The organism is Rhizobium sp. YS-1r (genome assembly GCF_000757525.1).
In the GTDB taxonomy this organism is placed as follows: domain Bacteria; phylum Pseudomonadota; class Alphaproteobacteria; order Rhizobiales; family Rhizobiaceae; genus Neorhizobium; species Neorhizobium petrolearium.
Map to the genome: position 1 here is coordinate 24,830 of NZ_JPYQ01000056.1, position 23,805 is coordinate 48,634.

Consider the following 23,805-nt stretch of genomic DNA (forward strand, 5'->3'; position numbering starts at 1 on the left):
TGCGACGCACACACACAATCCCGTGATATGAGCGGAGGATCTACCGCAACGCACAATAGCATGCTAACTTTCAACACAGGTCGTTTCGATGACCGCTCGCCTCCAGAGCGGGTAGGTGTTTCCCACACCTCACCCGCGTCTTTTTTTCAAGCAGATTCATTTGCATGACCGACTCCGCCGCTTCTTTCGCTTCCGCACGCGACCGTTCGGAAACACGCGCCTCTGAGGCCGCTCCTGCCCTTTCACCGCTCGCGATCGCGCTGATCGAAATCGCGCTTGCGGTCGGCGGTTTCGGCATCGGCACCGGCGAATTCGCGATCATGGGCCTGTTGCCGGACGTGGCCGCCACCTACGATGTCAGCATCCCCATGGCGGGTTACGTCATCAGCGCCTATGCGCTCGGCGTGGTGGTCGGTGCGCCGATCATCGCTGCCCTTTCGGCGCGCATGCCCCGCCGAACCCTGCTTCTCTGCCTGATGGGCCTGTTCGCAGTGGGCAATATCCTGAGCGCGATCGCGCCGGATTTCTGGAGCTTCACGGCCCTGCGCTTCATCACGGACCTGCCGCACGGCGCCTATTTCGGCGTCGCCGCGCTCGTCGCCGCCTCCATGGTGCCCTTTCACAAACGTGCCCGCGCCGTGGGCCGCGTGATGCTGGGACTCACGGTCGCAACGCTGGTCGGCACACCGATCGCCACCTTCATGGGCCAGATGCTCAACTGGCGCACCGCATTCTTCCTCGTCGGCGGCATCGGGGCGGTAACAGTCGCCCTGCTCTGGTATTTCCAGCCGCGCGACCAGGTGCAGGAAGGCGCGAGCGTCAAGCGGGAACTCGGCGCCTTCGGCCGCCCGCAGGTCTGGCTGACGCTCGGCATTGCTGCCGTCGGCTTCGGCGGCATGTTCTCGGTCTTCAGCTATATCGCCTCGACGACCACCGTGACCGCCCGGATGCCGGTTGCCATGGTATCGATCGTGCTGGTGCTTTTCGGCATCGGCATGAACGTCGGCAACATTCTGGGCTCGCGGCTTGCAGACGTGTCGCTGAAAGGCACGATCGGCGGCGTGATGGTGTTCAACGTCATCGTCATGAGCACCTTCGGACTCTGGGCTCAGTACCCTGTCGTGCTCTGCCTCTGCGTTTTCCTGATCGGCTGCGGATTTGCGGCCGGCCCTGCCCTGCAGACGCGACTGATGGACGTCGCGGCGGATGCGCAGACGCTCGCCGCCGCCTCCAACCATTCGGCCTTCAACATCGCCAATGCGCTCGGCGCCTGGCTCGGCGGCCTCGTCATCGCCTGGGGCTGGGGTTTCGCCGCCACGGGTTATGTCGGTGCATTCCTGTCGCTGCTCGGCCTCGGCGTCTTCTTCGCGTCGGTCACACTGGAGAAGAAGAGCGGGACGGCCTGATCTCAGGCTGCCTTCGACGGCGTTTTCGCCTCCGGCATCACCATGTATTTCCGGCCGTTCTCGCAGATGACGTGCTCCTTGCCCCATAGACGCAACGCGGCGATGACCGGCTCCAGGCTGAGACCCAGCGGCGTCAGCTTGTAGTCCACGCGCGGCGGCACGACCGGAAACACGGTGCGTTCCACAAGCCCTGCCTCTTCCAGTTCACGCAACTGCTTGGTGAGCATGCGCTGCGTGACCGAAGGAATGCGGCGACGCAGTTCGTTGAAGCGCAGCGTTCCGTCTTCCAAGAGGTGGTAGAGGATCACACCCTTCCATTTGCCATCGAGGAAACTCAGCGTCGATTCCACCGGGCAGCCGGGGAAATTGTCGGTCAGCTTGGCACGTGGTTTCGACATGGCGACGATCCTTTCACGGTATACTTTTTGGCACTATACACCAAAAATGTGCATTCTTGCGCTCCTGAACCTTACGCGCCATCTAGTTTCCACGCAACGAAACCAAGGAGATTTTGAGATGCGCGCCGTCGGCTTCAACACACCCCAGCCCGTTACAGCCGAAACTTCCCTGCTCGATATCGAGCTGCCCGTGCCGGAAGCGAAGGGCCGAGACCTGCTGGTCGAGATCAAGGCGGTCTCCGTTAATCCCGTCGACACCAAGGTCCGCGCCTCGGCGACTGTCGAAGCCGGCCAATATCGGGTTCTCGGTTACGACGCGGCCGGCATCGTCAAAACCGTCGGGCCCGACGTCAAACTCTTCAAGCCGGGCGACGAAGTCTATTACGCCGGCGCAATCAACCGCCCGGGCACCAATGCGGAGTTCCATCTGGTCGACGAGCGGATTGTCGGTTTCAAGCCGAATACGCTGGGCTTCGAGGAAGCCGCTGCGCTGCCGCTGACGGCAATCACCGCCTATGAGGCGCTCTTTCATCGCATGAAGGTCGAGGACAAGGTGGCAGGCGCGTGGAATGCGGTTCTCATCATCGGCGGCGCCGGCGGGGTGGGTTCGATCGCCATCCAGCTCCTGCGCGAGCTTTCCGACGTTATCGTGATCGGCACCGGCTCACGGCCCCAGACCCAGCAGTGGATCAGGGAACTCGGCGCCCATCACGTGCTCGACCATTCGAAACCCATGGCGACGCAGCTTGCCGAGATGGCGATCGGCGCGCCCGCCTTCGTCTTCTCGACCACCCATACCGACCAGCACATCAAGGACATTATCGAGCTGATCGCGCCGCAGGGCCGGTTCTCACTGATCGACGACCCAAAGGAGCCGATGGACCTGCGCCCCTTCAAGAGTAAGGCGCTCTCCATCCACTGGGAGATGATGTTTGCCCGGCCCGTCTGGCAGACAGCGGACATGATCGAGCAGCACAAGCTTTTGAACCATGTCGCCGAACTGGTGGATGCGAAGAAGATCCGCACCACGCTTTCCGAGGTACTCGGCACGATCAGCGCCGCCAATCTCAAAAAGGCCCATGCGATGATCGAGAGCAACCGCACCAGGGGCAAGCTCGTGCTCTCCGGCTTCTGATCGCGCAGAAGCCCGCCGTGGCTGAAACGGCGGACTCTTGCCCGGCAGGCCTGCGGCCAGTCGATCAGGCCTGGATCACGACCACACGGGCACCGACCTTGACCCGTTCGTAAAGATCGATGACGTCGTGGTTCATCATGCGGATGCAGCCGCTCGACATGGCAAGACCGATCGATTCCGGCTGGTTCGTGCCGTGAATGCGGAAATGCGTGTCGTTGCCGTTGCGGTATAGATACATGGCGCGGGCGCCCAGCGGATTGTTCGGGCCGCCCGGCACGCCCCCGGCGAGCTTCCGGTAGCGGGCTTCCCGACGCTGCATGTTCAAGGTCGGCGTCCAGCTCGGCCATTCCGCCTTGCGTCCGACATAGGCGTTGCCTGCTAGCGCCAGACCGGCGCGGCCGACGCCGACGCCGTAACGGATCGCGCGACCTTCACCAAGGACATAAAAGGCGCGGCGAGCCGGCGTATCGACGACGACGGTTCCGGCGGGGTGCGCCGTTTCATAGGCCACTTCCTGGCGGCGAAGTTCCGGCTTGATCCTGTCGAGCGACACGGCCTTTAACGGGAATTCCTCGTTCGGCAAAGCCGCGTAATTCGCCTCTGGAACGGTGGAAGCGCAGCCGGCCAGCATCAGCGGCAGACCGACCAGAAAACCGCGACGGGAAATCGACATGAATGTGTCCTTGGTGCGTCGGAACGATGACCCAAGACTTAAGAATATTATGGTTAATAGACGTTTAATTCAGCCCGACGCGCCAGCAAACATCCTGCTCTTATCGCAAACCATGAAGAAACGGGGCACCGCAGTGCCCCGCGGTCCGCCGAGGTCGTTCAATTCCACTGCTGGCTACGCCATTCCCACGGCGTCACTTCTCCGTTCTTGTCGGCATCGGCCGCATCGTAATGGGCCTTGGCGCCGGCTATGAACTCGACCTGGGTCACGGTGCCGTTCTTGTCCTGATCCATTTCATCGAAACGCGTGAGCTTCGCCTTCTCGCGGGCAGCCTGCCGATCCTTGTTCCAGCCCATCTGCGGTCCCATCCGCACGGCCATGTATTCGTCCTTGCTCAGATCGCCATTGTCGTCAGCATCCATCGCGATGAAGACGTCCTCGGCGGCGGACGCAGCCTCCTCCGCAGTCACCTTGCCGTCTCCGTTCGCATCGATCATGGCGAATCGCCCGCGGCCAGGCGCGTGCATCATGGGGCCTGAACCCATGCCCATTCCCCAGCCCGGGCCACCGAAACCGCGCCCCCAGGGGCCGTCACCATAGGCTTGCGAATAGGCCGTACCGGCAAGGAGGCCTGTGCTCGCCACGACGACGATTGCTGTCAGTATCCGTTTCATCTCAGTTCTCCCTAGATCAACAGAACCGCGGCCCGACACCATGGACGACCGCATGCCGATGCTAGTCGGTTTGCGGGAACGGGCCTTGCGGCAGATCAAGGGAAAAGGCGGCCCGTTCCGGAGGCTGCGCAATTCGCCGGCGGGGACAGGCGGCGAGCCTGTCTTCCGCAGGGCAGCGGTCGCGAGAACTACCTGCGATGATCACATATTCTGGTAAAGCGGCCCTTCGCCGCCCTGGGGCGGGACCCAGTTGATGTTCTGGTTGGGGTCCTTGATGTCGCAGGTCTTGCAGTGGACGCAGTTCTGCGCGTTGATGACATAGGTCATCTCGCCATCCTTCTCCACCCATTCGTAGACGCCGGCCGGACAGTAACGCGCCGAAGGGCCGCCATAGACGTCGTGTTCGGAGCGCTTCTGCAGGTCCATGTCCTTGACCTTGAGGTGGACCGGTTGGTCCTCCTCATGGTTGGTGTTCGAGAGGAACACCGAGGACAAGCGGTCGAAGGTGAGCACCCCGTCCGGCTTCGGATAGTCGATCTTCTGATGCTTCGATGCGGGTTCCAGGCTCTCCGCATCCGTCTTGCCGTGCTTCAGCGTGCCGAACAAGGAGAAGCCGAAGAGCTGGTTCGTCCACATGTCCAGCCCGCCGAGCGCAATGCCGAGGCCCGTGCCGAACTTCGACCAGAGCGGCTTGACGTTCCTGACCCGCTTCAGGTCCGTGCCGATCGCGGTCTGCCGCCATTCGGTCTCGATCTCGATCGGCTCGTCATTGGCGCGGCCGGCGGCGATCGCCTCGGCGATCTTTTCGGCCGCCAGCATGCCGGACAGAACCGCATTGTGGCTGCCCTTGATGCGCGGCACGTTGACGAGACCGGCCGAACAGCCGATCAGCGCGCCGCCGGGGAAGGACAGTTTCGGTACCGACTGGTACCCTCCTTCCGTGATGGCGCGGGCGCCGTAGGAAAGACGCTTGGCGCCCTCGAACGTGGTGCGGATCGAAGGATGCGTCTTGAAGCGCTGGAACTCCTCGAAGGGGTAAAGCCAGGGGTTCTTGTAGTTGAGATGGACCACGAAACCGACGGCGACGAGATTGTCCTCCAGGTGATAGAGGAAGGAGCCGCCGCCGGTCTTCATGCCGAGCGGCCAGCCGAACGAATGCTGCACCAGGCCGGGCCTGTGGTTTTCCGGTTTCACCTGCCAGAGTTCCTTCAGGCCGATGCCGTATTTCTGCGGCTCGCGGCCGTCCTGCAGGCCGAAGCGGGCGATCAGCTGCTTGGCGAGCGAACCGCGCACGCCCTCGCCGATCAGCACGTATTTGCCGAGCAGTGCCATGCCGCGGGTATAGTTGGGGCCGGGCTCGCCGTTCCTCTCGATGCCCATGTCGCCGGTCGCCACCCCGATGACCGCGCCCTGTTCATCATAGAGCACTTCGGTCGCGGCAAAGCCCGGATAGATCTCGACGCCCAGTGCTTCCGCCTTTTCGGCGAGCCAGCGACAGACGTTTCCGAGCGAGACGATGTAGTTGCCGTGATTGTTCATCAGCGGCGGCATGGCGACGTTGGGCAGACGGATCGCGCCGGCAGGACCCAGGAACAGGAACTGGTCGTCGGTGACCGGCGTCTTGAAGGGATGGCCCTCCTCTTCCTGCCAGCCGGGCAGAAGCCTGTCGATGCCGATCGGATCGACCACCGCACCGGAGAGGATATGGGCGCCCACTTCCGACCCCTTTTCAAGCACCACGACCGTCAGATCCGGGTTGACCTGCTTCAGGCGGATCGCCGCCGCAAGCCCCGCCGGCCCCGCGCCCACGATCACCACGTCGAATTCCATGCTCTCCCGTTCGGGAAGTTCCTGTTCGTTCATATCCAACTCCGCTCGCCGGCCCCTCCCGGCGTCTGTTCAGGCACCTGTTGCGGCAGGCATCCTGTCTTGGCAAAAGCCGCCCCGCTTGTCGAGGCGGGAAAACGTCTTCAGCCTTGCCATTCGCGCAAATCGCCTTTCCGTTTCTTCAACTTACTTTTACGTTCACGTCAACTATAAGGCGCGAACCGAAGAAAGCAAGTTCGGCCTTTCGCGACCAAATGCCCCTGCTATAAAGGCCGACAGTCCGAAGACAGGAATGGAAGGAACAGCATCATGGATCTCGGTCTTACCGGCAAACGCGCTCTCGTGCTCGCCTCATCGCGCGGCCTCGGCCTCGGAATTGCGAAGGCGCTCGCGGCGGAAGGCGCGAACGTGCTGCTCGTCGGCCGCTCAGGCGACCGCCTCGCGGAGAACTGCAAGGCGATCAATGCCGAAGGCAAAGGCAAGGCCGAATGGGTCTGGGGGGATATTGCCGACGACAATTTCGTCGCAGCCATGGTGAATGCTGTCAGGGAGAAGCTTGGCGGTATCGACATCCTCGTCAACAACACCGGCGGCCCGACACCCGGCACGACGGAGGATATGACGGCCGACAAGCTCGACACCTTCTTCCAGTCCATGGTGCTGCGCGTCATCACGCTTACCAATGCGCTGCTACCGCAGATGAAGGAACAGGGTTTCGGCCGCATCCTGACGGTCGCTTCCTCCGGCGTCGTCGAACCGATTGCCAATCTCGCGCTTTCCAACACGCTGCGTTCGGCGCTGGTCGGCTGGAACAAGACGCTTGCGACGGAAGTGGCCAATTTCGGCATCACTGCCAACATGCTGCTTCCCGGGCGCATCCATACGGACCGTATCGATGAACTCGACGGTGCAAATGCAAAGCGCACCGGCAAGTCGCTCGAGGACGTGCGTGCCGCCTCGCTCAAGACGATCCCCGCCGGTCGTCTCGGCAAGGTGGAGGAATTCGCCGCCGCCGGCGCTTTCCTCTGCTCGGTTCCCGCAAGCTATGTCACCGGCACGACGCTGCGGGTCGATGGCGGCGCCTCGCGCTCGATCTGAGCATCGTCGTTCAATATTGATTCGAATTGAGGCCTTTCTCTTCGGAGGATCTCAATTCCCGTGACGTAGGAGACGAGCCGGCCCTGAAACCCACAGCATCGGCCCGAAAATCGGAATCGATTTTCGGAAAGCACGATGCGTAGATTCAAGGAGATAGAGCGTCCTTTGTGCGTCCATTCGGACGCACGGCGCTCTAGGGATCGCCGGCATGATCGAAAGCGTTCCGGAGGTATGCGAAGATTCTTCGCCGGACAGTTCTTCCGCGCCGCATGCGCCGGTCTCCGCCGCCGCGGCGATTGCGGAAATGCTTGCGGCGGGAGACATGCCGGGACGCGATGCCGGCGACCGGCCGGCGCGGCCGATTTCCGCGGCAGCCACGATCGCCAGACCGGCACCCCTTAACGCGAGGCCGCTCGGTGCCTTCGAGGATGCGGTCATCTTCAACCTGCTCGACAACCTCTCGCCTTCGAGCCGCATCGCCGGCTTCGTTCTGTCCGAAAGCGAGGAGCCGGCGCCAAGATCGCTGATCACGGCCTATTACGAAGACGCCTGATCGCCTTCCGATATCACGCAATCGCGTCTCGCGATCCGCCCGGCCCGGGCCTATGATCCGATGTTCCCTGACCCTCGGAGATTTCCCATGAAATTCGCACGACTGGCGCTTTCCGTGATCGGTGTCCTGCTGATTGCTCTCGGCCTTCTCTGGATCGGCCAGGGCAGCGGCATCTTTCCCTACCCGGCCCGGAGCTTCATGATCAACCAGACGCCCTGGCTCATCAACGGCGCGATCGCCGCCGTCATCGGGCTCCTCGCCATCGGGGGCGCACGGCGGTTTCTCCGATAGCGGCATAGATCCGCCTGTCGCGAGACGGTCAGCCGGGATCAGTCGCGATAATTCGACAACCACTTGACGCCCGCTGCGGCCACAGTGACGAACCCCATGAAGCCCGCCCAGGTTTCAACATAGACCGGTGGTGTGGCCGGCAACGTCCCTTCGATGTTGAAGTAGCCCAGGGTGAGCATGCCGGCGCACAGAACGAAAGCGAACGTCGCCCAAATCCATATCCGCAGGTATGACATTCATCTCCTCCTCCGCTGACGCGCGGCAGAAAAATAAACGAACGGCGGCGCCGGGAAAGTAAGCCAATCGACGTAAGTCCTTCAGGTGAAGCAAGGCGTGAGAGTAACCTTAACGAATAACCTGAATATCGAACTCCACTTGCATCGGCGGCCTCCGATGCCGTTTATGGTTGGCGCGCTGCAGCGCTGCCTAGGCGCTACGGGCGGTCGGGCCTGGGGGGCCCGGCCGCTTTCGGTTTTCAGCGCGAGAACTCTTCGAGATCAGAACCCCGCCGCCAGTTTCGGAAAGTCCTCGATCAGCCCGTCCCGCACCACGAAACTGATCGGTTCCTTCGGATACCGTTTGGTATCGACCAGCAGCCTTGCGAAGATGACGCGCCGTTCATCCTTCATCGCCCAGCCGACGAACCAGCCGAGCGGGCGGTCGCGATCCGTCTTGCCGGCCTTGTCGCGCAACCAGCCGGAACCGGTCTTGCCCTGGATGTCCCAGCCGTCGCCCGCTTCGAAATGCGGGGTGATGGCGAGCGTCATGTCGACGGCATGTTCGGAGATCGGCAGGCCGCCGGTCAGGAAACGGCGGATGAACTGCACCTGCTCGTCGGCCGAAATCTTCAGCGACGACATGAGCCAGGCTTCGGTCAGGCCGCCGGAGACATCGCGATTGCCGTAGCCGAAGCGCTGGATGTAATCGGCGAAGGCGCGTTTTCCGAGCTTGCGGGTCAGCTCCTGCGAATACCAGACGATCGAGTCCTTTTCCCAGATCAACGGATCGACATCTTTCTTCACCCGATCCGGCCCGCCGAACTTCGCCTGGTATTTCCAGCGCGGGTTTTCCGCATCGGTCAGGATGCCGGCGTCATATCCCATCATGGCCAAAGGAAGTTTGAAGGTCGATTGCGGATAAAAGCCCTGGTCGCAGGTGCCCTGACGATAAAGTGTCTCGCCGCTCTGCTCATCGATAATGACGGTGCAGCGGATCGGCTCCGCCGCCCCGGCCGACGCAAAATCGAGGAAAGCTGCGGTAATTCCAAGAGAAAATGCCAGAATAAGGGAATTTCTGAAAGCCATGGTCAAAGCTCCGGTTGATGGGACATGGTTTTCTAGGCCGGCTTGCGAGCCCCAATCAAACGATGATATCTGCGGCGAGCCATAAACTGAATTAGGGCATTGCCATGGTTAGGCCATATTTGCCGCTGAACGCGCTGCGCGCTTTCGAAGCCGCCGCAAGACATCTCTCCTTCACCCGGGCGGCGATCGAGCTCTGCGTCACGCAGGCTGCCGTCAGCCATCAGGTGAAGCTTCTGGAACAGCGACTCGGCGCGACGCTCTTCCGCCGCCTGCCGCGCGGGCTGATGATCACCGAGGAAGGACTGGCGCTCTTACCCTCGTTGCAGGAGAGTTTCGACCGCATGGCCGACATGCTGGAGCGGTTCGAGGGCGGGCATGTGCGCGAGGTGCTGAAGCTCGGAGCGGTCGGCACGCTGGCGGTCGGCTGGCTGTTGCCGCGTCTCCACGATTTTCGGGAAAGATATCCGTTCGTGGACCTCAGGCTTTCCACCAACAACAACCGTGTCGACATCGCCGCCGAAGGGCTCGACTACACGATCAAGTTCGGCAACGGCGCATGGCACGATATCGAGGCGGAGGCGCTGTTCGAGGCGCCGCTTTCCGTGCTCTGCATTCCGGCGATCGCAAAGCAGCTCATGTCGCCGGAGGACGTGACGCACCAGACGCTGCTCCGCTCCTACCGCGCCGACGAATGGCCGGGCTGGTTCGAGGCGGCGGGCGTCGCCTCGCCACCGATCCGGGGCATGGTGTTCGACAGTTCCGTGCTGATGATCGAGGCGGCCTTGCAGGGTGCCGGCGTGGCGCTCGCCCCGCCGCTGATGTTCTCCCGGCAGCTCAGCTCGGGCGCGCTCGAACAGCCTTTCGAGATCTACATTTCCAAAGGCAGCTATTGGCTGATCCGGCTGAAGTCGCGAAGCGTGACGCCGGCGATGGAAATGTTCCGCAACTGGCTTGCGGAACAGGCGGCGGAGACGCGGGGAACGGCCTAGGCGGCGTCCTCGGTCGCCCGGCGGGCGGATTTCATCGCCTCGGTGATCGCCACCGTCTCGACCGAAACGCGGGTGACGCGCATCAGGAGGTCGATGACCTTTTCCTTGTAATCGGCAAAACGGTAGGTGTTGAACTTTTCGCGGATGGTCGGGTCCTTCGGCGTCTTTTCCCGGTACTGGTCGAGGATCCATTCGAGCCCGGAGCGGTTGCCGAGCCGGTAGGTCCAGGCCTCCGCCGGGATGCCGGAAAGCTGGGTTTCGCTGTCGAGGCGGATGATGCCGCCCTCCCTGTCGGCCTTAAGGATCGCCTTCGGCGAAACGCCCGCCGCCCTCGCCTTCTCGTCCGGCGTATCCAGCCGGGCAAGCGGCCAGGGCTCGACGGTCTCGTAGCCGATATGCAGCTCCATCAGGCGTTTGCCCCAATCGGCCCATGCCCGGAAATCCGGATAGAAGGGAATGCGCGGAAACTCGCGCTTCAGGTTCAGCGCATATTTTTCGCGGTAGAGCGGATCGTGCAGCACGCCATAGACATAGTGAAAAATGTCTTCCTTCGAAATCTTCTCCGCCTTGCCGTAATGGCTCTGGAACTGTTTCAGGCCCCAGTCGGTGATGTTGTCGACCCGCTCGCCGGAGGATGTGTAGCGGTAGAGGGGGAGGCAACTTGCACCGGCTGCGGCACCGACAAGATGCATATCAACTGCGCACTCGCTGCCAGTCACCATGAACGGCTTCTGTGAGGTTGGATCAGTGAACACCAAGGCCCGGTTCGGACGCGCTCCATCTTCACCGAAGAGGGTCCGCGTCTGATTTAGCATTTCGATCAGCGGCGGGTAGAATACCAACTTCTGTTTGTCGAAGGGTCGATACAGGACCTCGATTTCCCGTGTTGCCTCCAGCGAAAGCCTGTCGCCACTGGACAGCGCCTTTTTCACGGAGCGCGTCCATTTGATGTCGCCTTCTTGAGAGCCCAATTCATCGAGGCTTCGTTGACCTGTCGTGATGGCACGCCGGTCTGCATCATAACGATCAACTAGGTATCCAACCTTATCGACCAGCGCCTTTGATGAGCGGTCGAACATCCATTCATCTCGATTGGTCACTAGGCCAAATGAAAAAAGGCGAAAAATTGCCTTTTCCTGCCCACGCGTCTTCGCAACCTTTGTCTTCTTATCCGCCACCGGGATCAATTCATCCCACTGGTTCTCCGCCAGATTGATCCAGTTCCCCTTTTTGTCCGGCTCGATCCTTTCGAACGCGAGCGTCGAGAGTTTCTGCGAACCCATAAACGCAAGCTTGTCCTCCGCCGTATCGAATTCCGGCCGGCGGGCGTAGAAGATCTTGCAGCCCTTCTGCTTGCGGCGCTTGACGAGAAAGGAAATGGCCACACCGGTCTGGATGCCGAAGACATTGTGCTTGGTGCCGGAAAGTTTCGGATTGGCGCGCACGTCGCCACCGAGATCGACCACGTAGATTTCGTGGAACTCGTCGGCCACCGTCTTGCGGAAGCCGTCGAAGGTGCGGCTGTCGATGAAGGAGCGGTTGGTGACGAAGGCGAGCACGCCGTCATCATGCATGCGGTCGGATGCCCAGCGGAGGAAGCGGGCATACATGTCAAAAAGTGCAATCTTGTTCTGTGCGGTGCTTTTCAGACCGTAGCTATCCCTAATTCGGTCATCGACCCGCTTATAAGGGCGGTTCGGGTTTCGCATATTGAAGTTTCTTGCCACGCATTATACGGCGGGTTGCCGATGATGACGGAAATCTTGCGCTTGTTCTGGCGGCGGACGCGCTCGACGTTCTCGTCCGAAAGCGCCGCGAACATGTCGTGCTGGTGGCCGGCGCGGATGCCGAGGCCCTCCACATTGTCCAGCGTGTCGACGAAGCAGAGGTTCGGATATTCGGCGAACTGGCCTGATATCGCCGCATAGGTCGCCTCGATGTTCAGGTTGGCGACGTAATAGGGCAGGATCGCCACCTCGTTGGCGTGCAGCTCGTTCTTGTATTTGTGGGCGAGCTTCCTCGGGTCGCCGCGGAAATATTCCAAGAGTTCGCAGATGAAGGTGCCGGTGCCCGTCGCCGGGTCGAGGATTTCCACGTGCTCGTCGACGAGGTTCCTGCCGAAATGCTTTTCGCAGAGCCAGTCGGCGCCCTCGATCATGAACTTGACGATCTCGTTCGGCGTATAGACGACGCCGAGGCGATCGGCCTTCTTCCTGTCGTAGACCTTGTAGAAATTCTCGTAGATCAGCTTCAGGAAGGTCTGCTTTTCCTAGTGGCTGGTGATCTGCGCGGCATTCGCCCGGATCGCCGCATAATAGGGTTCGAGCCCCTTCAGCGTGTCGCGCTTCACCGCGCCGGTGAAGAACTCCTCCTCCAGCGCGTAGAGTTCGTGGGCGATGTTGTTCTTCTTGTGGAAGTCGCTGTCGTTGAAGACGTGGGCAAAGATTTCCTCGGTCAGGATGTGCTGGATCAGCATTTCCCGGACATCCGCCTCGCCGAGCGTCGGGTTGATCGTCTCCTTGCAGGTTTCGAGGAAACGGGCGGCGGCGGCGCGGAAGGCGGCATTCTCCCGGTAGGCCGTGTCGATGCGCTGGCGCAGCGCCTCCAGCACGGTCGGCAGGTCGGCCTTGAACTTTTCCACCGCCTTGCGGAACTCGGCGATTTCCGGCCGCTCATAACGGAAGAACAGCGATACCAGCCGCAGCAGCCCGGCCGTATCGGTCATCGAGGCGCGGGTGACCTCCTGCCGGTTCTGGATCAGCACCGCAATTTCGGAATTCTCGAAGATGATATTGTCCTGCGGATAACCGCGGGCGAATTTCTTGCGGATCTCCTCGTCGAGGTCGTCCTTTGTGTCCTTCGCCTCCCAATAGCCGTGCGGCACGCGGATATCGTGCAGCACCGTGCCGTCAGGACGGACCGTCGTCTTCATCGTCGTCTCGACCGGATATTCCTCCAGGAAGACGAGCTTTTCGGAAGACGCCCAGGACTCCAGCAGCCGCCCGAAAGCCCGGCGGATGACCTGTTCGTTGGATAATCCCGAAAACTTCCTGAGCCGGTCGATCTCGGCAAGATATTGATTGATTAGCTGCTGGCTCATGTCACCCCCTGGAGCGGGGACATTAGAACGCGCCGGCTCCGAGCGAAAGCGCGAATTCTCGCACGGTACAACCGTTTTAAGCCCTGGTCCGGGGTTGCCATCCGCCTCCCCTTGTGCGATCACGCGCCCTCTCAAAAAATCCGGGGCGCGCAATCAAGCGCCCTTTTCGCGTTCGGGGCCTCCGGCTTCGGTTCAATGATCTTCGGTGGACAAAAGGAGCACGGCCATGGCACGGGCGCTCGGGCTTGATTTCGGCACGACGAATACGGTTCTGGCGCTTTCGGACGGCGCCGACGCCACGCATTCCATGCGCTTCACGAGCAGCGCCGGCGAGACCGACACGATGCGCACGGCGCTTTCCTTCATGAAGGACCCGGTGATGGGCGCACAGGCGTTGAAGGTCGAGGCGGGACAGGCGGCGATCCGCCAGTTCATCGACAATCCCGGCGACTGCCGCTTCCTGCAGTCGATCAAGACCTTTGCGGCGAGCGCCCTCTTCCAGGGCACGCTGATCTTCGCCCGCCGGCACGTCTTCGAGGACCTGATGGAGATTTTTCTGCGGCGGCTGAAGACCTATGCGGAGGAGAATTGGCCGAGCGACGTCTCGCGGGTCATCGCCGGAAGGCCGGTGCATTTCGCCGGGGCCAATCCGGACGCGAAGCTCGCCACCGAGCGCTACAACGCGGCGCTGACAAGGCTCGGCTTTCCGGAAATCCACTACGTCTACGAGCCGGTCGCGGCGGCCTATTACTTCGCGCAGACGCTGAAATCCGACGCGACCGTGCTGGTCGCGGACTTCGGCGGCGGCACGACCGACTATTCGCTGATCCGCTTCGAGCGCAAGGCCGGCAAGCTGATGGCAACCCCGATCGGCCATTCGGGCGTCGGCGTCGCGGGCGACCATTTCGACTACCGGATGATCGACAATCTCGTGGCGCCCGAGATCGGCAAGGGCACGTTCTTCAAGAGCTTCGACAAGGTGCTGGAAGTGCCCGCCGGCTACTACGCCAATTTCGGCCGCTGGAACCAGTTGTCGATCTTCAAGACCACGCGCGAATTCACCGATCTCAAATCGCTGGTGCGCTCGGCGCTCGATCCGGACAAGCTGGAGCTGTTCATCGACCTCGTCGAGCATGACGAGGGCTATCCGCTCTACCAGGCAATCTCCGCCACCAAGATGGCGCTGTCGGGCGCGGAAGAGGCGGAATTCCATTTCCCGCCGCTTGGGCGTGCGGGCCGGAAGACGGTGAAACGTGCCGATTTCGAAAGCTGGATCGCCGACGACCTGACGCGCATCGAAGGCGCGCTCGACGAGGTGATGGAGAAAACCGGCACGGTGCCGGGAGAGATCGACAAGGTGTTCCTGACCGGCGGCACGTCCTTCGTGCCGGCCGTGCGGCGCATCTTCACCCGGAGATTCGATGCCGGCAAGATCGAGAGCGGCGGCGAGCTGCTGTCGATCGCCCACGGCCTGGCGCTGATCGGCGAAAGCGACAACGTCGCACAATGGGCGGCGTGAGAGGGGCCGGAAGGTTTATCCTCCCTCATCTGTCGGGAATGCCCCTCATCCGGCTGCCGCCACCTTCTCCCCGCTCGGGCGGGGAGAAGGGATATGCCGCACCGGCGTCCCAAAACTCCAGTTGCGATCTGGGCACATCCCCTCTCCCCGCATGCGGGGAGAGGGTTAGGGTGAGGGGCAAATTCCCATACGGGACTGCTGCGCCGTCATCCGAAACCGGTTCCCCCTCCCCGGCGACATGCTATAGGGTAGTCCCATGAACGCCACACAAACCCTCGACGCCCAGGAGCTTGCCGCCCTTCTGCATTTCTATGCGGATTCGGGCGTCGAATGGCTCGTCGAGGATGAACCGGTCGATCGTTTCGCCCAGTTCGCAGCGCAGAAGGCCGCGCAGGCGGAGGCGAAAATGCCGGCATCGGCCCGCCAGCCGCAGCCGGTACAGAACGACCCGGCCCCCACGTCCCGAACGAGTGGCGCTTCCCCAGCTCCAAATCGCGCCGCCGCACGGCCTGCAGCCCCCGCCCCATCGGTCGCCGTTCCCGATAGCGAGGCGGTGGCCTCGGCCCGATTCGCGGCCGAAAGCGCCCGCTCGCTCGCCGAACTGAAGACGGCGCTCGAAGCCTTTACCGGCTGCAACCTGAAGAACGGCGCCCGCTCCACCGTCTTCGCCAGCGGCGACCCCTCTTCCGGCATCATGGTGATCGGGCCGACGCCGAATGCCGACGACGACCGCGACGGCCTGCCCTTCTCCGGCCGGCAGGGCCAGTTGCTGGACAGGATGCTCGGCGCGATCGGGCTTGCGCGCGAGGCCGTATTGCTCACCAACATCATTCCCTGGCGTCCGCCGGGCAACCGCATGCCTTCCGATGCCGAGCTCGAAATCTGCCGGCCCTTCCTCGAACGGCAGGTGGCGCTCGCCGAGCCGAAACTGTTGTTGCTGCTCGGCAACTTCCCGGCCCGCTTCTTCTTCGGCGCCAATGGCACGATCCATTCGCTGCGCGGAGAATGGCGCGACATCACCTTCGGGGGAATCGATGCGGCGGCGATCGCGACGCTGCATCCGCAGGAGCTTCTTGCAGCACCCGCCAACAAGGCGCTTGCCTGGCAGGACCTTCTGACCTTCAAAAAGCGGCTTTGAGGCCATCGACTGCCCGCATTTCGGGCAGAAGCTTGCGGAATTGCCACAAGATTACAAAAATATGAAAAACGCCATGCGCCTGACGCATGGCAGTGCGGCGTTCTGCTGCATTGCAGAATCAATGTTGCGCTGCAATATTGGCATCATGTCTTGGGAGGAACAGGTTTAAGGAACCAAGGCAATGACGACGCGCTTCCGCCCGATCCATTCGGGCTTCGAAACCCTCCGGATCGCAGGCCTTCAGCCGCGCTCGACGCAGGGTTATCACCGTTTCGGCTCAGCGACGAACGAGCAGATGACGTCCCGCGCGATGGCGCGCCCGACCGGCATCACGCGTCCGGCTGCCGTCTTCGCCGATTTCCGCGAACGCTGATAGCCAGGACAAGGAAGCAGCCATGACGGCCATCCTCCACCCGATCCGCACGTTGCGCGAAAATCTCTCCGATATCAGCGCAGCAGTGAACGCCTCGCGCGAATTCAGCCGCGCGGGTGCCGCCCGGTACGGCTCCGAAAAGATCAACCCGGTCACGGCCGCCATCCCGCTCTGATTTTCAGGTGCCCGCCCCTGGCGGCGATGCCTTGCGCGCCGCCTTCCGCTCCAGCCCGAGCTGGTGTTCGCGGTAGATGATGAAAATTCCCGCCGAGACGGTGATCGCCGTGCCGATGAGCATGCTGACCGTCGGCACATCCCCGAACAGCACATAGGCAATGCCGATCCCGAGCAGGATCGACGTGTATTCGAACGGCGCGACCGTCGAGACGTCGGCATTGCGGTAGCCCTCGGTCAGAAGAACCTGTCCCACTCCGCCGCAGAAGCCGGCGCCGATCAGGAAGAGCTTTTCCGACGTGGACAGTTCCACCCAGCCGAAGGGCAGGCTGACCAGCGAAAACACCGCCCCGCTCAGCGAGAAGAAAAGCACGATCGTCGCCGTTTTCTCTGTGCGCACGAGCTGGCGTGTCTGTATCATCGCAAACCCGGCCAGCACTGCCGATATGATGACGGAGACCGCGCCGATCGCCTGTTCGGACTCCATGCCGCCCTGTTCGAACATGGTCAGCTTCGGCCAAGAAATGATGACCACGCCGATCATGCCGATCAGAACCGCGGTCCACCGATAGACCCGCACCGTCTCCTTCAGGAAGATTGCGGCAAAGACGACGGCGAGCAGCGGCGTGGAATAGCCGATCGCGATCGCATCCGGCATGGGCAGATGCACCAGTCCATAGAACCCAAAACCCATGGAGAGAATGCCGAGAAAACCACGCTTCAGGTGCCCGAACGGGCTGTCCGTGCGAAATGCGCCCCGCAATTCGCCCTCGAATGCGAGGTAGGCCACGATGGGCACGATTGCGAAGGCGGAACGGTAAAAGGTGATCTGGCCGGCTGGAATATCAGGCCCCGCGGATTTGATGCAGGTCTGCATCATCACGAAAATCACCACGGAGGAGACTTTGAACATGATCCCCCGAAGGGGATTCAAGGCATCGGCGGCGGCCATCAACAACTCATTGAAATCTTAGGCCGCATCGAAAACGGAGCCTGCAATGAAAAGGAGGGGATTCAGTTTGTCGGCAGAGTAACGGAAAAGCGCTGTGCGCGGGATCAAAACTGATGATGGGTTGATCAATATCCGTGACCTGATGAAATATACCGAAACAAAATGAGGTTTAATTTAGCCAAAGTTTCAACAATCGTTTAGCATTGCATGCAAGTATGCGCGCGGCGTCGGGCAAAAGCCAGTGAACGGGAGCATTCATCACTCCCAATGCCATTTTTGAAGAGCCGGTTCAGGAAGCAACATGCGAACAGATACGGGCCAGATCGTTCATCTGGCAGATTACCGCCCCACCGATTTCGTCCTGGAACGCGTCGATCTGACTTTCGAGCTCGACCCGACCAACACCAAGGTGGAGGCGCGACTGATCTTCCACCGGCGCGAAGGTGTCGATCCCTCTGTACCCCTCGTCCTCGACGGCGACGAACTCACCCTTTCCGGGCTGTTGATTGATCAATCCGAAGCGCCAGCCAGCCGGTATGACGCGACGCCGGAAAGCCTGACGATCCGCGATCTGCCGGCCGAAACACCCTTCGAGGTCACCGTCACCACCTTCATCAATCCGGAAGCCAACAGCCAGTTGATGGGGCTCTACCGCACCAGCGGCGTCTATTGCACCCAGTGCGAGGCCGAAGGCTTCCGCCGCATCACCTATTTCCCGGACCGTCCCGACGTTCTTGCGCCCTATACGATCACCATCATCGCCGACAAGGCGGCCAATCCGGTGATGCTGTCGAACGGCAATTTCCTCGGTGGCGGCGATTACGACGAAGGCCGGCATTTCGCCGCCTGGTTCGATCCGCATCCGAAGCCTGCCTATCTGTTCGCGCTGGTGGCGGGCGACCTCGGCGTGGTCGAGGACACGTTCACCACCATGTCGGGCCGCGACGTCAAGCTCCGGATCTACGTGGAGCACGGCAAGGAGCCGCGCGCCGCTTACGCCATGGATGCGCTCAAACGCTCGATGAAGTGGGACGAGGAACGCTTCGGCCGCGAATACGATCTCGACATCTTCATGATCGTCGCCGTCTCCGACTTCAACATGGGGGCCATGGAAAACAAGGGCCTCAACGTCTTCAACGACAAATACGTGCTCGCCGACCCCGAGACCGCAACCGATCAGGACTACGCCAATATCGAAGCGATCATCGCGCATGAATATTTCCACAACTGGACCGGCAACCGCATCACCTGCCGCGACTGGTTCCAGCTCTGCCTCAAGGAAGGGCTGACGGTTTATCGCGATCACGAGTTCTCGGCCGACCAGCGCTCGCGCCCGGTCAAGCGCGTCGCCGAAGTGCGCCACCTGAAGTCGGAGCAGTTCCCCGAGGATGCAGGCCCGCTCGCCCATCCCGTCCGCCCGACGAAATATCGCGAAATCAACAATTTCTATACGACGACAGTCTACGAAAAGGGCTCGGAAGTCACCCGCATGATCGCGACCCTGCTCGGGAGCAAGGATTTCAAGGCGGGCATGGACCTCTATTTCGAGCGCCATGACGGTCAGGCGGTCACTGTCGAGGACTATCTGAAGTGCTTCGAGGATGCGAGCGGTCGCGATCTTGAGCAATTCTCGCTCTGGTATCATCAGGCAGGTACGCCGCTCGTTACGGCTTCGAGCAGCTACGACCAGAAAAAGGGGGCATTTACGCTGTCTCTGGAGCAGATGCTTCCGGCCACGCCCGGCCAGTCGAACAAGGAGCCGATGCACATTCCGCTGTCCCTGGCACTGATCCTCGACAATGGCCAGATTGCAGCGCCGACAGCCATCAAGGGCGGCGAAATGACCGGCGATGTTCTGCATCTTACAGAGCGCAAGCAGACCTTCACGTTCTCCGGCATCTCGTCCCGACCAGTTCTGTCGCTCAACCGCTCGTTCTCGGCGCCGATCAACCTGCATTTCGACCAGACGCCGGCCGATCTTGCCCATATCGCCCGCCATGACACCGACCTCTTCGCCCGCTGGCAGGCCCTCACCGACCTTGCGATGCCGAACCTCATGCAGGCGGCACGCGACGCCCGCGAGGGCAGGGAGATCACCTGCGATCCGGCGCTCACCGCAGCCCTTCTCGAAGCCGCCGGTGACGAGGCGCTGGAGCCCGCATTCCGCGCGCAGGTGCTGACGCTGCCGAGCGAGGCCGATATCGCCCGCGAACTCGGCGGCAACAACGACCCGGACGCGATCCATGCCGGAAGGCATGCGATCCTTTCGGCGATCGCCAGAGAGGGGAACAAGACCTTCCTGCGCCTCTTCGATGAGATGAAGATTGCAGGTCCCTATGCGCCGGATGCCGCAAGCGCGGGCAAGCGGGCGTTGAGGAACAGCGCGCTTGCCTACCTGACCTATGCGGAAGGGACACCCGCCCGCGCGGCGCAAGCCTTCGCCGCTGCCGACAACATGACCGATGTGGCGCAGGCGCTGACGCTGCTCGCCCACCGGTTCCCGGACTCTGCGGAAGCGCAAGGCGCGCTCGATACGTTCCTGAAGCGGTTCGACGGCAATGCGCTCGTCATCGACAAGTGGTTCTCGATCCAGGCGACGATTCCGGGCGCGGGCGCACTCGCCCGGGTCAAGGCCTTGATGGAGAACCCGCGCTTCGTATCGACCAATCCGAACCGCGTACGCTCGCTGATCGGCACTTTCGCCTTTGGCAATCCGACCGGCTTCAACCGACCGGATGGCGAGGGCTACCGGTTCCTCGCCGAGCAGATCCTTTCGATCGACCCGAAGAACCCGCAGCTTGCCGCCCGCATCCTCACTTCGATGCGGTCCTGGCGGTCGCTGGAGCCGCAGCGTGCGGACCATGCCCGCTCGGCGCTGGCAACCATCGAACGGGCCGAAACACTGTCGACCGACGTGCGCGACATCGTCGAACGCATGCTGAAAGGGTGAACCTGCGGCGCCAGGCTATTCCACATCGATGCCGTTGATGTCGATGGCGACCGCGACCCGGTCGAGGACGGGCCGGTTATCGGGGCCGATGGAATAGACGCGGCGCCTGGTGGGGAAGACGAGCCCCCCGAAGGTCCTGGGTTCGGTCGCATAGTTGGCGCTGGACGTTCCGCCCATGATCTCGACGCTGTAGTCATGCCGGCGCAAGATTCCGGCTGCATCGAAGTAAAAGATCTGCTCGGTGGAATGGCTGGCGACATCCGGCGGGAAGGTGACCCTCAGCCGTCGCCACGTCTCCCCTTGCTCATCCCAAGGCTCCATTTCATCGAGAATGAAACCGGGCAGCCCCAACAGGAACGGCGTCGTCAGATATGTCCACATCGCATATCCCGAAAAATAAGCGAGGTGCTGTGCGTCCCAGGGGGTCTGGATCACGTGCCCCTCGAAAGCCGACCGCGGGCGCTCCCGTTCTTCGAGAACCTCGTTCCGATCACCGAGGATGGCCGTGCGGGCAGGCTCATATTGGCTGTGATGACCCGGCTCGATGAACGGCGAAAACTCGGCATGCTGGCGATGCGGATCGATCGAAACGGCGACGTCCGACAGGACGCCCGGCCACCCTTTGAGATGCCACATCGCTCCCGCGACAGAAATCCTGGCCGTCAGCTTCCTGACTTCGCGCCAACGCTCCCACCCGCCATGCGCCGCAACGGCAAATTCCAGCAAATCGCTCATGCCCGTCTTCTCCTTTTAACAGCAAACCCGCGGATTCCGGTTTAATTTTGAAACCTGTCGACACATAATCCCATTTGGTTTAAATTTGCAACCAATCTTGCATGGTACTGCAAGTATCCTGGAGACGCAGATGAAGGGCAGGAAAACCAATTTGGAAGGAGCGGATTGCGGCATTGCACGCAGTCTTCAGATCGTTGGAGACTGGTGGACGCTTCTGATCGTTCGGGACGCCTTCCGCGGGCATCAGCGTTTCGGGGAGTTTCAAAAGAATCTCGGCCTCGCCAAAAACATCCTGTCGGCGCGGTTGAAAAAACTCGTCCAGGAAGGAATCTTCACCATCGAGGCTCACACGAATTCCCCATCGAGCCCGCGCTACATCCTGACGCCTAAAGGTGAGAAGCTCTACACCCTGCTTGTCGCGCTGTGGCAATGGGGAGAGGAAAACTGTTTTGAACCGGGTGAACTGGAGACCGAAATGGTGGACACGATCGATGGCGCACCGATCGAGAGGTTGCAAGTCAAGGCGGCCGACGGACGTCTTCTAGGCCCCCGCGATTTCCGCCTCGCCTCCAGGCCGTCGTCGGTGGGAGCGTAAGGGGCAGGTAGGATCACTTTCCGAAAAATCGCGCGACGAGCGCCCGGCAGTAGTCGGGCGTCAACTCCCTATCACCGAACAGGATGTGATAGACAATCGGTGCCACCACAAAATCGACAGCCTCGCCGAGATCGAAAGGCGTTTCGCCCCGTGCAGAGGCCCTTTCCCGCAGGGTCTCCAGATGATGATAGGTATATTGGCAGCATTTTACCGGAGCATTGCCTTCCAGGCTTCCGAGCACGTCCGCGAGCAGTGCGCGTCCTACTCTTGAGGACATTTCCTCCGCATATTGCAGGATGAAGGCTTCGAAATCGGAAGTCATCGCTCCCGTATCTTCAGGATCGGCGACCGGTCGCATGCGGTCGACAGCTACATCCGCCAGAAGTTCAGAAAGATCACCCCAGCGGCGATAGATGGTCGACGGAGTGACGCCCGACTTGTCGGCGATCATCGGCACGGTGATCTCGCCCCGGTCCATGTTCTTCAGCAGTTCCTGAACCGTGCGATGCACCGCCTCCTGGATCCGCGCGCTACGCCCGCCCTGCCGCAACATCTCCCTCGCCACTTTTCTTCTCCTTGCCGGCATTCCGCCGGAAAATCGTTCTTATTAATGCAAAGATATTGCATTAGTGCGGAAATGCAACTAAATGCCGTTAACGCTAAAGATTTGCGTTTAGGTGAACCTATGAGCAGTATCCTCCCCTCTGCAACGTCTCCATCCGCTTTCCGGATGACGGTCTACAGCTTCACATTCGCGGTGCTGATTTCGGTCTGCAGCAGTGCGCCAACTCCGCTCTATCACCTCTATCAGGAACTTTTTGACCTCTCGCCAGCGATGATCACACTGATCTTCGGGTCCTATGCCTTCGCGCTCCTTGCCGCGCTTCTGACGTTCGGCGGACTTTCCGATTACGTGGGGCGCAAGCCGCTGATCCTCGCTGCCCTCGTCATCAACGCTACCGCGCTGGTGATCTTCATGCTGGCCGAATCCGGCGCCATGCTGATGGCCGGCCGCATCGTCCAGGGCATCGCGACCGGCCTCGCCTTTCCGACTTTCGGCGCCACGATCCTCGACACCGACAAACGGCACGGGCCGATCCTCAACAGCATAACGGCCTTTCTCGGTCTGATGATCGGCACGCTTGCGGCCGGGACGCTCGTGGCCTTCGCGCCTGCGCCGACATATCTCATCTACGCGATCCTGTTCGTCGCGACCATCGCCGGCACTATCGCGCTCGCCTTCATGCCTGAAACCATCACCAGACGACCTGGCGCGCTCGCCGCAATGCGGCCGCGCATCAGCGTGCCACCCCGTGCCCGCGGAGCGCTCATCAAGGTCACGCCGGTCAATGTTGCCAGCTGGGCGCTTGCCGGCTTCTACCTCTCGCTTATGCCGACGCTGGTCGCGGTCGCGACCGGCATTACCTCGCCTTTCGTCGGCGGCGCAGTCGTCGCCACCTCCATGCTCAGCGCCACGGTCTCTGTCTTCGTTTTTCGCGCGCTCGCGCCGCAACGGGTTCTGTTCTCGGCTACGACCGGGCTGATGATCGGCGTTCTGATCACGCTGCTCGGCGTGGAGGAACGAGCCGTCGGGCTTCTCTTTCTCGGTACGGCGGTCGCTGGTCTCGGTCTTGGATCGATCTTTTCAAACATCCTGAAGATCGTTCTGCCGCTCGCTGAAAGCCATGAACGGGCCGGCCTGTTTTCCGCCTTCCTGGTGGAAAGTTATCTCGCCTTTGCGGTTCCCGCTATCATCGCCGGCCTTGCCGCACCGGCACTGGGTCTCTCCGCAACGGCCTACATCTATGGCGCGGTCGTCATCCTGCTTGCCGCGATTTCCATCGCGGCCACCCGCACCGGCCTCATCGAAAACCCGGCTGTCTGACCCGACGGCCGGCTCTTTCATCCGAAGAGGGACTAT

The 23,805-nt window shown here is 61.6% G+C and carries 25 protein-coding genes; 13 read left to right on the plus strand and 12 right to left on the minus strand.

The window, feature by feature from the left end; genetic code table 11:
* Nucleotides 1-164: 164 nt before the first annotated feature.
* Nucleotides 165-1,406, plus strand: a complete 1,242-nt coding sequence (locus JL39_RS25625; protein ID WP_037157431.1) for an MFS transporter — start codon at nucleotides 165-167, stop codon at nucleotides 1,404-1,406.
* A gap of 2 nt (nucleotides 1,407-1,408) precedes the next feature.
* On the opposite strand, the gene JL39_RS25630 is transcribed toward JL39_RS25625, so the two are convergent.
* Complete coding sequence (locus tag JL39_RS25630; RefSeq protein ID WP_037157434.1) at nucleotides 1,409-1,804, minus strand: helix-turn-helix domain-containing protein; 396 nt, start codon at nucleotides 1,802-1,804, stop codon at nucleotides 1,409-1,411.
* Nucleotides 1,805-1,922: 118 nt separating this feature from the next.
* Here JL39_RS25630 and JL39_RS25635 point away from each other — a divergent pair, with 118 nt between their 5' ends.
* Nucleotides 1,923-2,939 (plus strand): zinc-binding alcohol dehydrogenase family protein, encoded by a 1,017-nt coding sequence (locus tag JL39_RS25635; RefSeq protein WP_037157437.1) that lies wholly within the window; start codon nucleotides 1,923-1,925, stop codon nucleotides 2,937-2,939.
* 64 nt (nucleotides 2,940-3,003) lie between these two features.
* Here JL39_RS25635 and JL39_RS25640 read toward each other — a convergent pair whose 3' ends face one another.
* The 3 genes from JL39_RS25640 to JL39_RS25650 form a co-directional block, all read right to left on the minus strand.
* Complete coding sequence (locus JL39_RS25640) at nucleotides 3,004-3,612, minus strand: L,D-transpeptidase (protein WP_037157440.1); 609 nt, start codon at nucleotides 3,610-3,612, stop codon at nucleotides 3,004-3,006.
* Nucleotides 3,613-3,770: 158 nt separating this feature from the next.
* Nucleotides 3,771-4,286 carry an EF-hand domain-containing protein gene (locus JL39_RS25645; protein ID WP_037157443.1) on the minus strand — a complete coding sequence of 172 codons (516 nt, stop codon included), beginning with the start codon at nucleotides 4,284-4,286 and terminating at the stop codon, nucleotides 3,771-3,773.
* 201 nt (nucleotides 4,287-4,487) lie between these two features.
* On the minus strand, nucleotides 4,488-6,149 hold the full coding sequence (locus JL39_RS25650; RefSeq protein ID WP_037157446.1) for an electron transfer flavoprotein-ubiquinone oxidoreductase: 1,662 nt from the start codon (nucleotides 6,147-6,149) through the stop codon (nucleotides 4,488-4,490).
* A 273-nt stretch (nucleotides 6,150-6,422) separates the two neighbouring features.
* Here JL39_RS25650 and JL39_RS25655 point away from each other — a divergent pair, with 273 nt between their 5' ends.
* The 3 genes from JL39_RS25655 (at nucleotide 6,423) to JL39_RS25665 (ending at nucleotide 8,055) form a co-directional block, all read left to right on the plus strand.
* On the plus strand, nucleotides 6,423-7,211 hold the full coding sequence (locus JL39_RS25655) for an SDR family oxidoreductase (protein ID WP_037157449.1): 789 nt from the start codon (nucleotides 6,423-6,425) through the stop codon (nucleotides 7,209-7,211).
* Nucleotides 7,212-7,419: 208 nt separating this feature from the next.
* Nucleotides 7,420-7,764 (plus strand): hypothetical protein, encoded by a 345-nt coding sequence (locus JL39_RS25660; RefSeq protein WP_037157452.1) that lies wholly within the window; start codon nucleotides 7,420-7,422, stop codon nucleotides 7,762-7,764.
* Nucleotides 7,765-7,851: 87 nt separating this feature from the next.
* Complete coding sequence (locus tag JL39_RS25665; protein WP_037157456.1) at nucleotides 7,852-8,055, plus strand: hypothetical protein; 204 nt, start codon at nucleotides 7,852-7,854, stop codon at nucleotides 8,053-8,055.
* Nucleotides 8,056-8,093: 38 nt separating this feature from the next.
* Here JL39_RS25665 and JL39_RS25670 read toward each other — a convergent pair whose 3' ends face one another.
* Complete coding sequence (locus tag JL39_RS25670) at nucleotides 8,094-8,291, minus strand: hypothetical protein (protein ID WP_037157459.1); 198 nt, start codon at nucleotides 8,289-8,291, stop codon at nucleotides 8,094-8,096.
* 261 nt (nucleotides 8,292-8,552) lie between these two features.
* Nucleotides 8,553-9,359 carry a class D beta-lactamase gene (gene blaOXA / locus JL39_RS25675; RefSeq protein WP_037157461.1) on the minus strand — a complete coding sequence of 269 codons (807 nt, stop codon included), beginning with the start codon at nucleotides 9,357-9,359 and terminating at the stop codon, nucleotides 8,553-8,555.
* Nucleotides 9,360-9,463: 104 nt separating this feature from the next.
* On the opposite strand from blaOXA, the gene JL39_RS25680 reads away from it, so the two are divergent.
* Nucleotides 9,464-10,348, plus strand: a complete 885-nt coding sequence (locus JL39_RS25680) for a LysR family transcriptional regulator (protein WP_037157464.1) — start codon at nucleotides 9,464-9,466, stop codon at nucleotides 10,346-10,348.
* On the opposite strand, the gene JL39_RS32675 is transcribed toward JL39_RS25680, so the two are convergent.
* From JL39_RS32675 to JL39_RS32685, 3 genes are read right to left on the minus strand one after another with little or no spacing between them, the layout of a single operon-like run.
* On the minus strand, nucleotides 10,345-11,958 hold the full coding sequence (locus JL39_RS32675) for a type ISP restriction/modification enzyme (RefSeq protein ID WP_244446966.1): 1,614 nt from the start codon (nucleotides 11,956-11,958) through the stop codon (nucleotides 10,345-10,347). The genes JL39_RS25680 and JL39_RS32675 overlap by 4 nt on opposite strands.
* A 35-nt stretch (nucleotides 11,959-11,993) precedes the next feature.
* Nucleotides 11,994-12,602 carry an N-6 DNA methylase gene (locus JL39_RS32680; protein WP_348270572.1) on the minus strand — a complete coding sequence of 203 codons (609 nt, stop codon included), beginning with the start codon at nucleotides 12,600-12,602 and terminating at the stop codon, nucleotides 11,994-11,996.
* A gap of 15 nt (nucleotides 12,603-12,617) precedes the next feature.
* On the minus strand, nucleotides 12,618-13,448 hold the full coding sequence (locus JL39_RS32685) for a hypothetical protein (protein ID WP_244446967.1): 831 nt from the start codon (nucleotides 13,446-13,448) through the stop codon (nucleotides 12,618-12,620).
* A gap of 226 nt (nucleotides 13,449-13,674) precedes the next feature.
* Here JL39_RS32685 and JL39_RS25690 point away from each other — a divergent pair, with 226 nt between their 5' ends.
* The 4 genes from JL39_RS25690 (at nucleotide 13,675) to JL39_RS32025 (ending at nucleotide 16,653) form a co-directional block, all read left to right on the plus strand.
* Nucleotides 13,675-14,967, plus strand: a complete 1,293-nt coding sequence (locus JL39_RS25690) for an Hsp70 family protein (RefSeq protein ID WP_037157467.1) — start codon at nucleotides 13,675-13,677, stop codon at nucleotides 14,965-14,967.
* 256 nt (nucleotides 14,968-15,223) lie between these two features.
* Nucleotides 15,224-16,105, plus strand: a complete 882-nt coding sequence (locus tag JL39_RS25695; RefSeq protein WP_037157470.1) for a uracil-DNA glycosylase — start codon at nucleotides 15,224-15,226, stop codon at nucleotides 16,103-16,105.
* Between the two features lie 181 nt (nucleotides 16,106-16,286).
* The gene (locus JL39_RS25700) at nucleotides 16,287-16,478 is read left to right on the plus strand and encodes a hypothetical protein (protein WP_037157473.1); all 192 of its coding nucleotides are present in this window, start codon (nucleotides 16,287-16,289) and stop codon (nucleotides 16,476-16,478) included.
* 22 nt (nucleotides 16,479-16,500) lie between these two features.
* A complete protein-coding gene (locus tag JL39_RS32025; protein WP_161784804.1) occupies nucleotides 16,501-16,653 on the plus strand; it encodes a hypothetical protein in 153 nt (50 codons plus the stop codon).
* Between the two features lie 3 nt (nucleotides 16,654-16,656).
* Here the strand turns inward: JL39_RS32025 and JL39_RS25705 are convergent, their stop codons facing one another.
* Nucleotides 16,657-17,604 (minus strand): DMT family transporter, encoded by a 948-nt coding sequence (locus JL39_RS25705; RefSeq protein ID WP_037157476.1) that lies wholly within the window; start codon nucleotides 17,602-17,604, stop codon nucleotides 16,657-16,659.
* Between the two features lie 301 nt (nucleotides 17,605-17,905).
* Between JL39_RS25705 and pepN the strand changes: the two genes are divergently transcribed.
* Nucleotides 17,906-20,554, plus strand: coding sequence for an aminopeptidase N (gene pepN / locus JL39_RS25710; protein ID WP_037157481.1), 2,649 nt, complete (start codon nucleotides 17,906-17,908; stop codon nucleotides 20,552-20,554).
* A 15-nt stretch (nucleotides 20,555-20,569) separates the two neighbouring features.
* Here pepN and JL39_RS25715 read toward each other — a convergent pair whose 3' ends face one another.
* Nucleotides 20,570-21,289, minus strand: coding sequence for a hypothetical protein (locus tag JL39_RS25715; RefSeq protein ID WP_037157484.1), 720 nt, complete (start codon nucleotides 21,287-21,289; stop codon nucleotides 20,570-20,572).
* A gap of 130 nt (nucleotides 21,290-21,419) precedes the next feature.
* On the opposite strand from JL39_RS25715, the gene JL39_RS25720 reads away from it, so the two are divergent.
* The gene (locus JL39_RS25720; RefSeq protein ID WP_200884006.1) at nucleotides 21,420-21,884 is read left to right on the plus strand and encodes a helix-turn-helix domain-containing protein; all 465 of its coding nucleotides are present in this window, start codon (nucleotides 21,420-21,422) and stop codon (nucleotides 21,882-21,884) included.
* Nucleotides 21,885-21,897: 13 nt separating this feature from the next.
* Here the strand turns inward: JL39_RS25720 and JL39_RS25725 are convergent, their stop codons facing one another.
* On the minus strand, nucleotides 21,898-22,449 hold the full coding sequence (locus tag JL39_RS25725; protein ID WP_152601278.1) for a TetR-like C-terminal domain-containing protein: 552 nt from the start codon (nucleotides 22,447-22,449) through the stop codon (nucleotides 21,898-21,900).
* A gap of 120 nt (nucleotides 22,450-22,569) precedes the next feature.
* Here JL39_RS25725 and JL39_RS25730 point away from each other — a divergent pair, with 120 nt between their 5' ends.
* The gene (locus JL39_RS25730; RefSeq protein WP_200884007.1) at nucleotides 22,570-23,769 is read left to right on the plus strand and encodes an MFS transporter; all 1,200 of its coding nucleotides are present in this window, start codon (nucleotides 22,570-22,572) and stop codon (nucleotides 23,767-23,769) included.
* Nucleotides 23,770-23,805 lie beyond the last annotated feature (36 nt).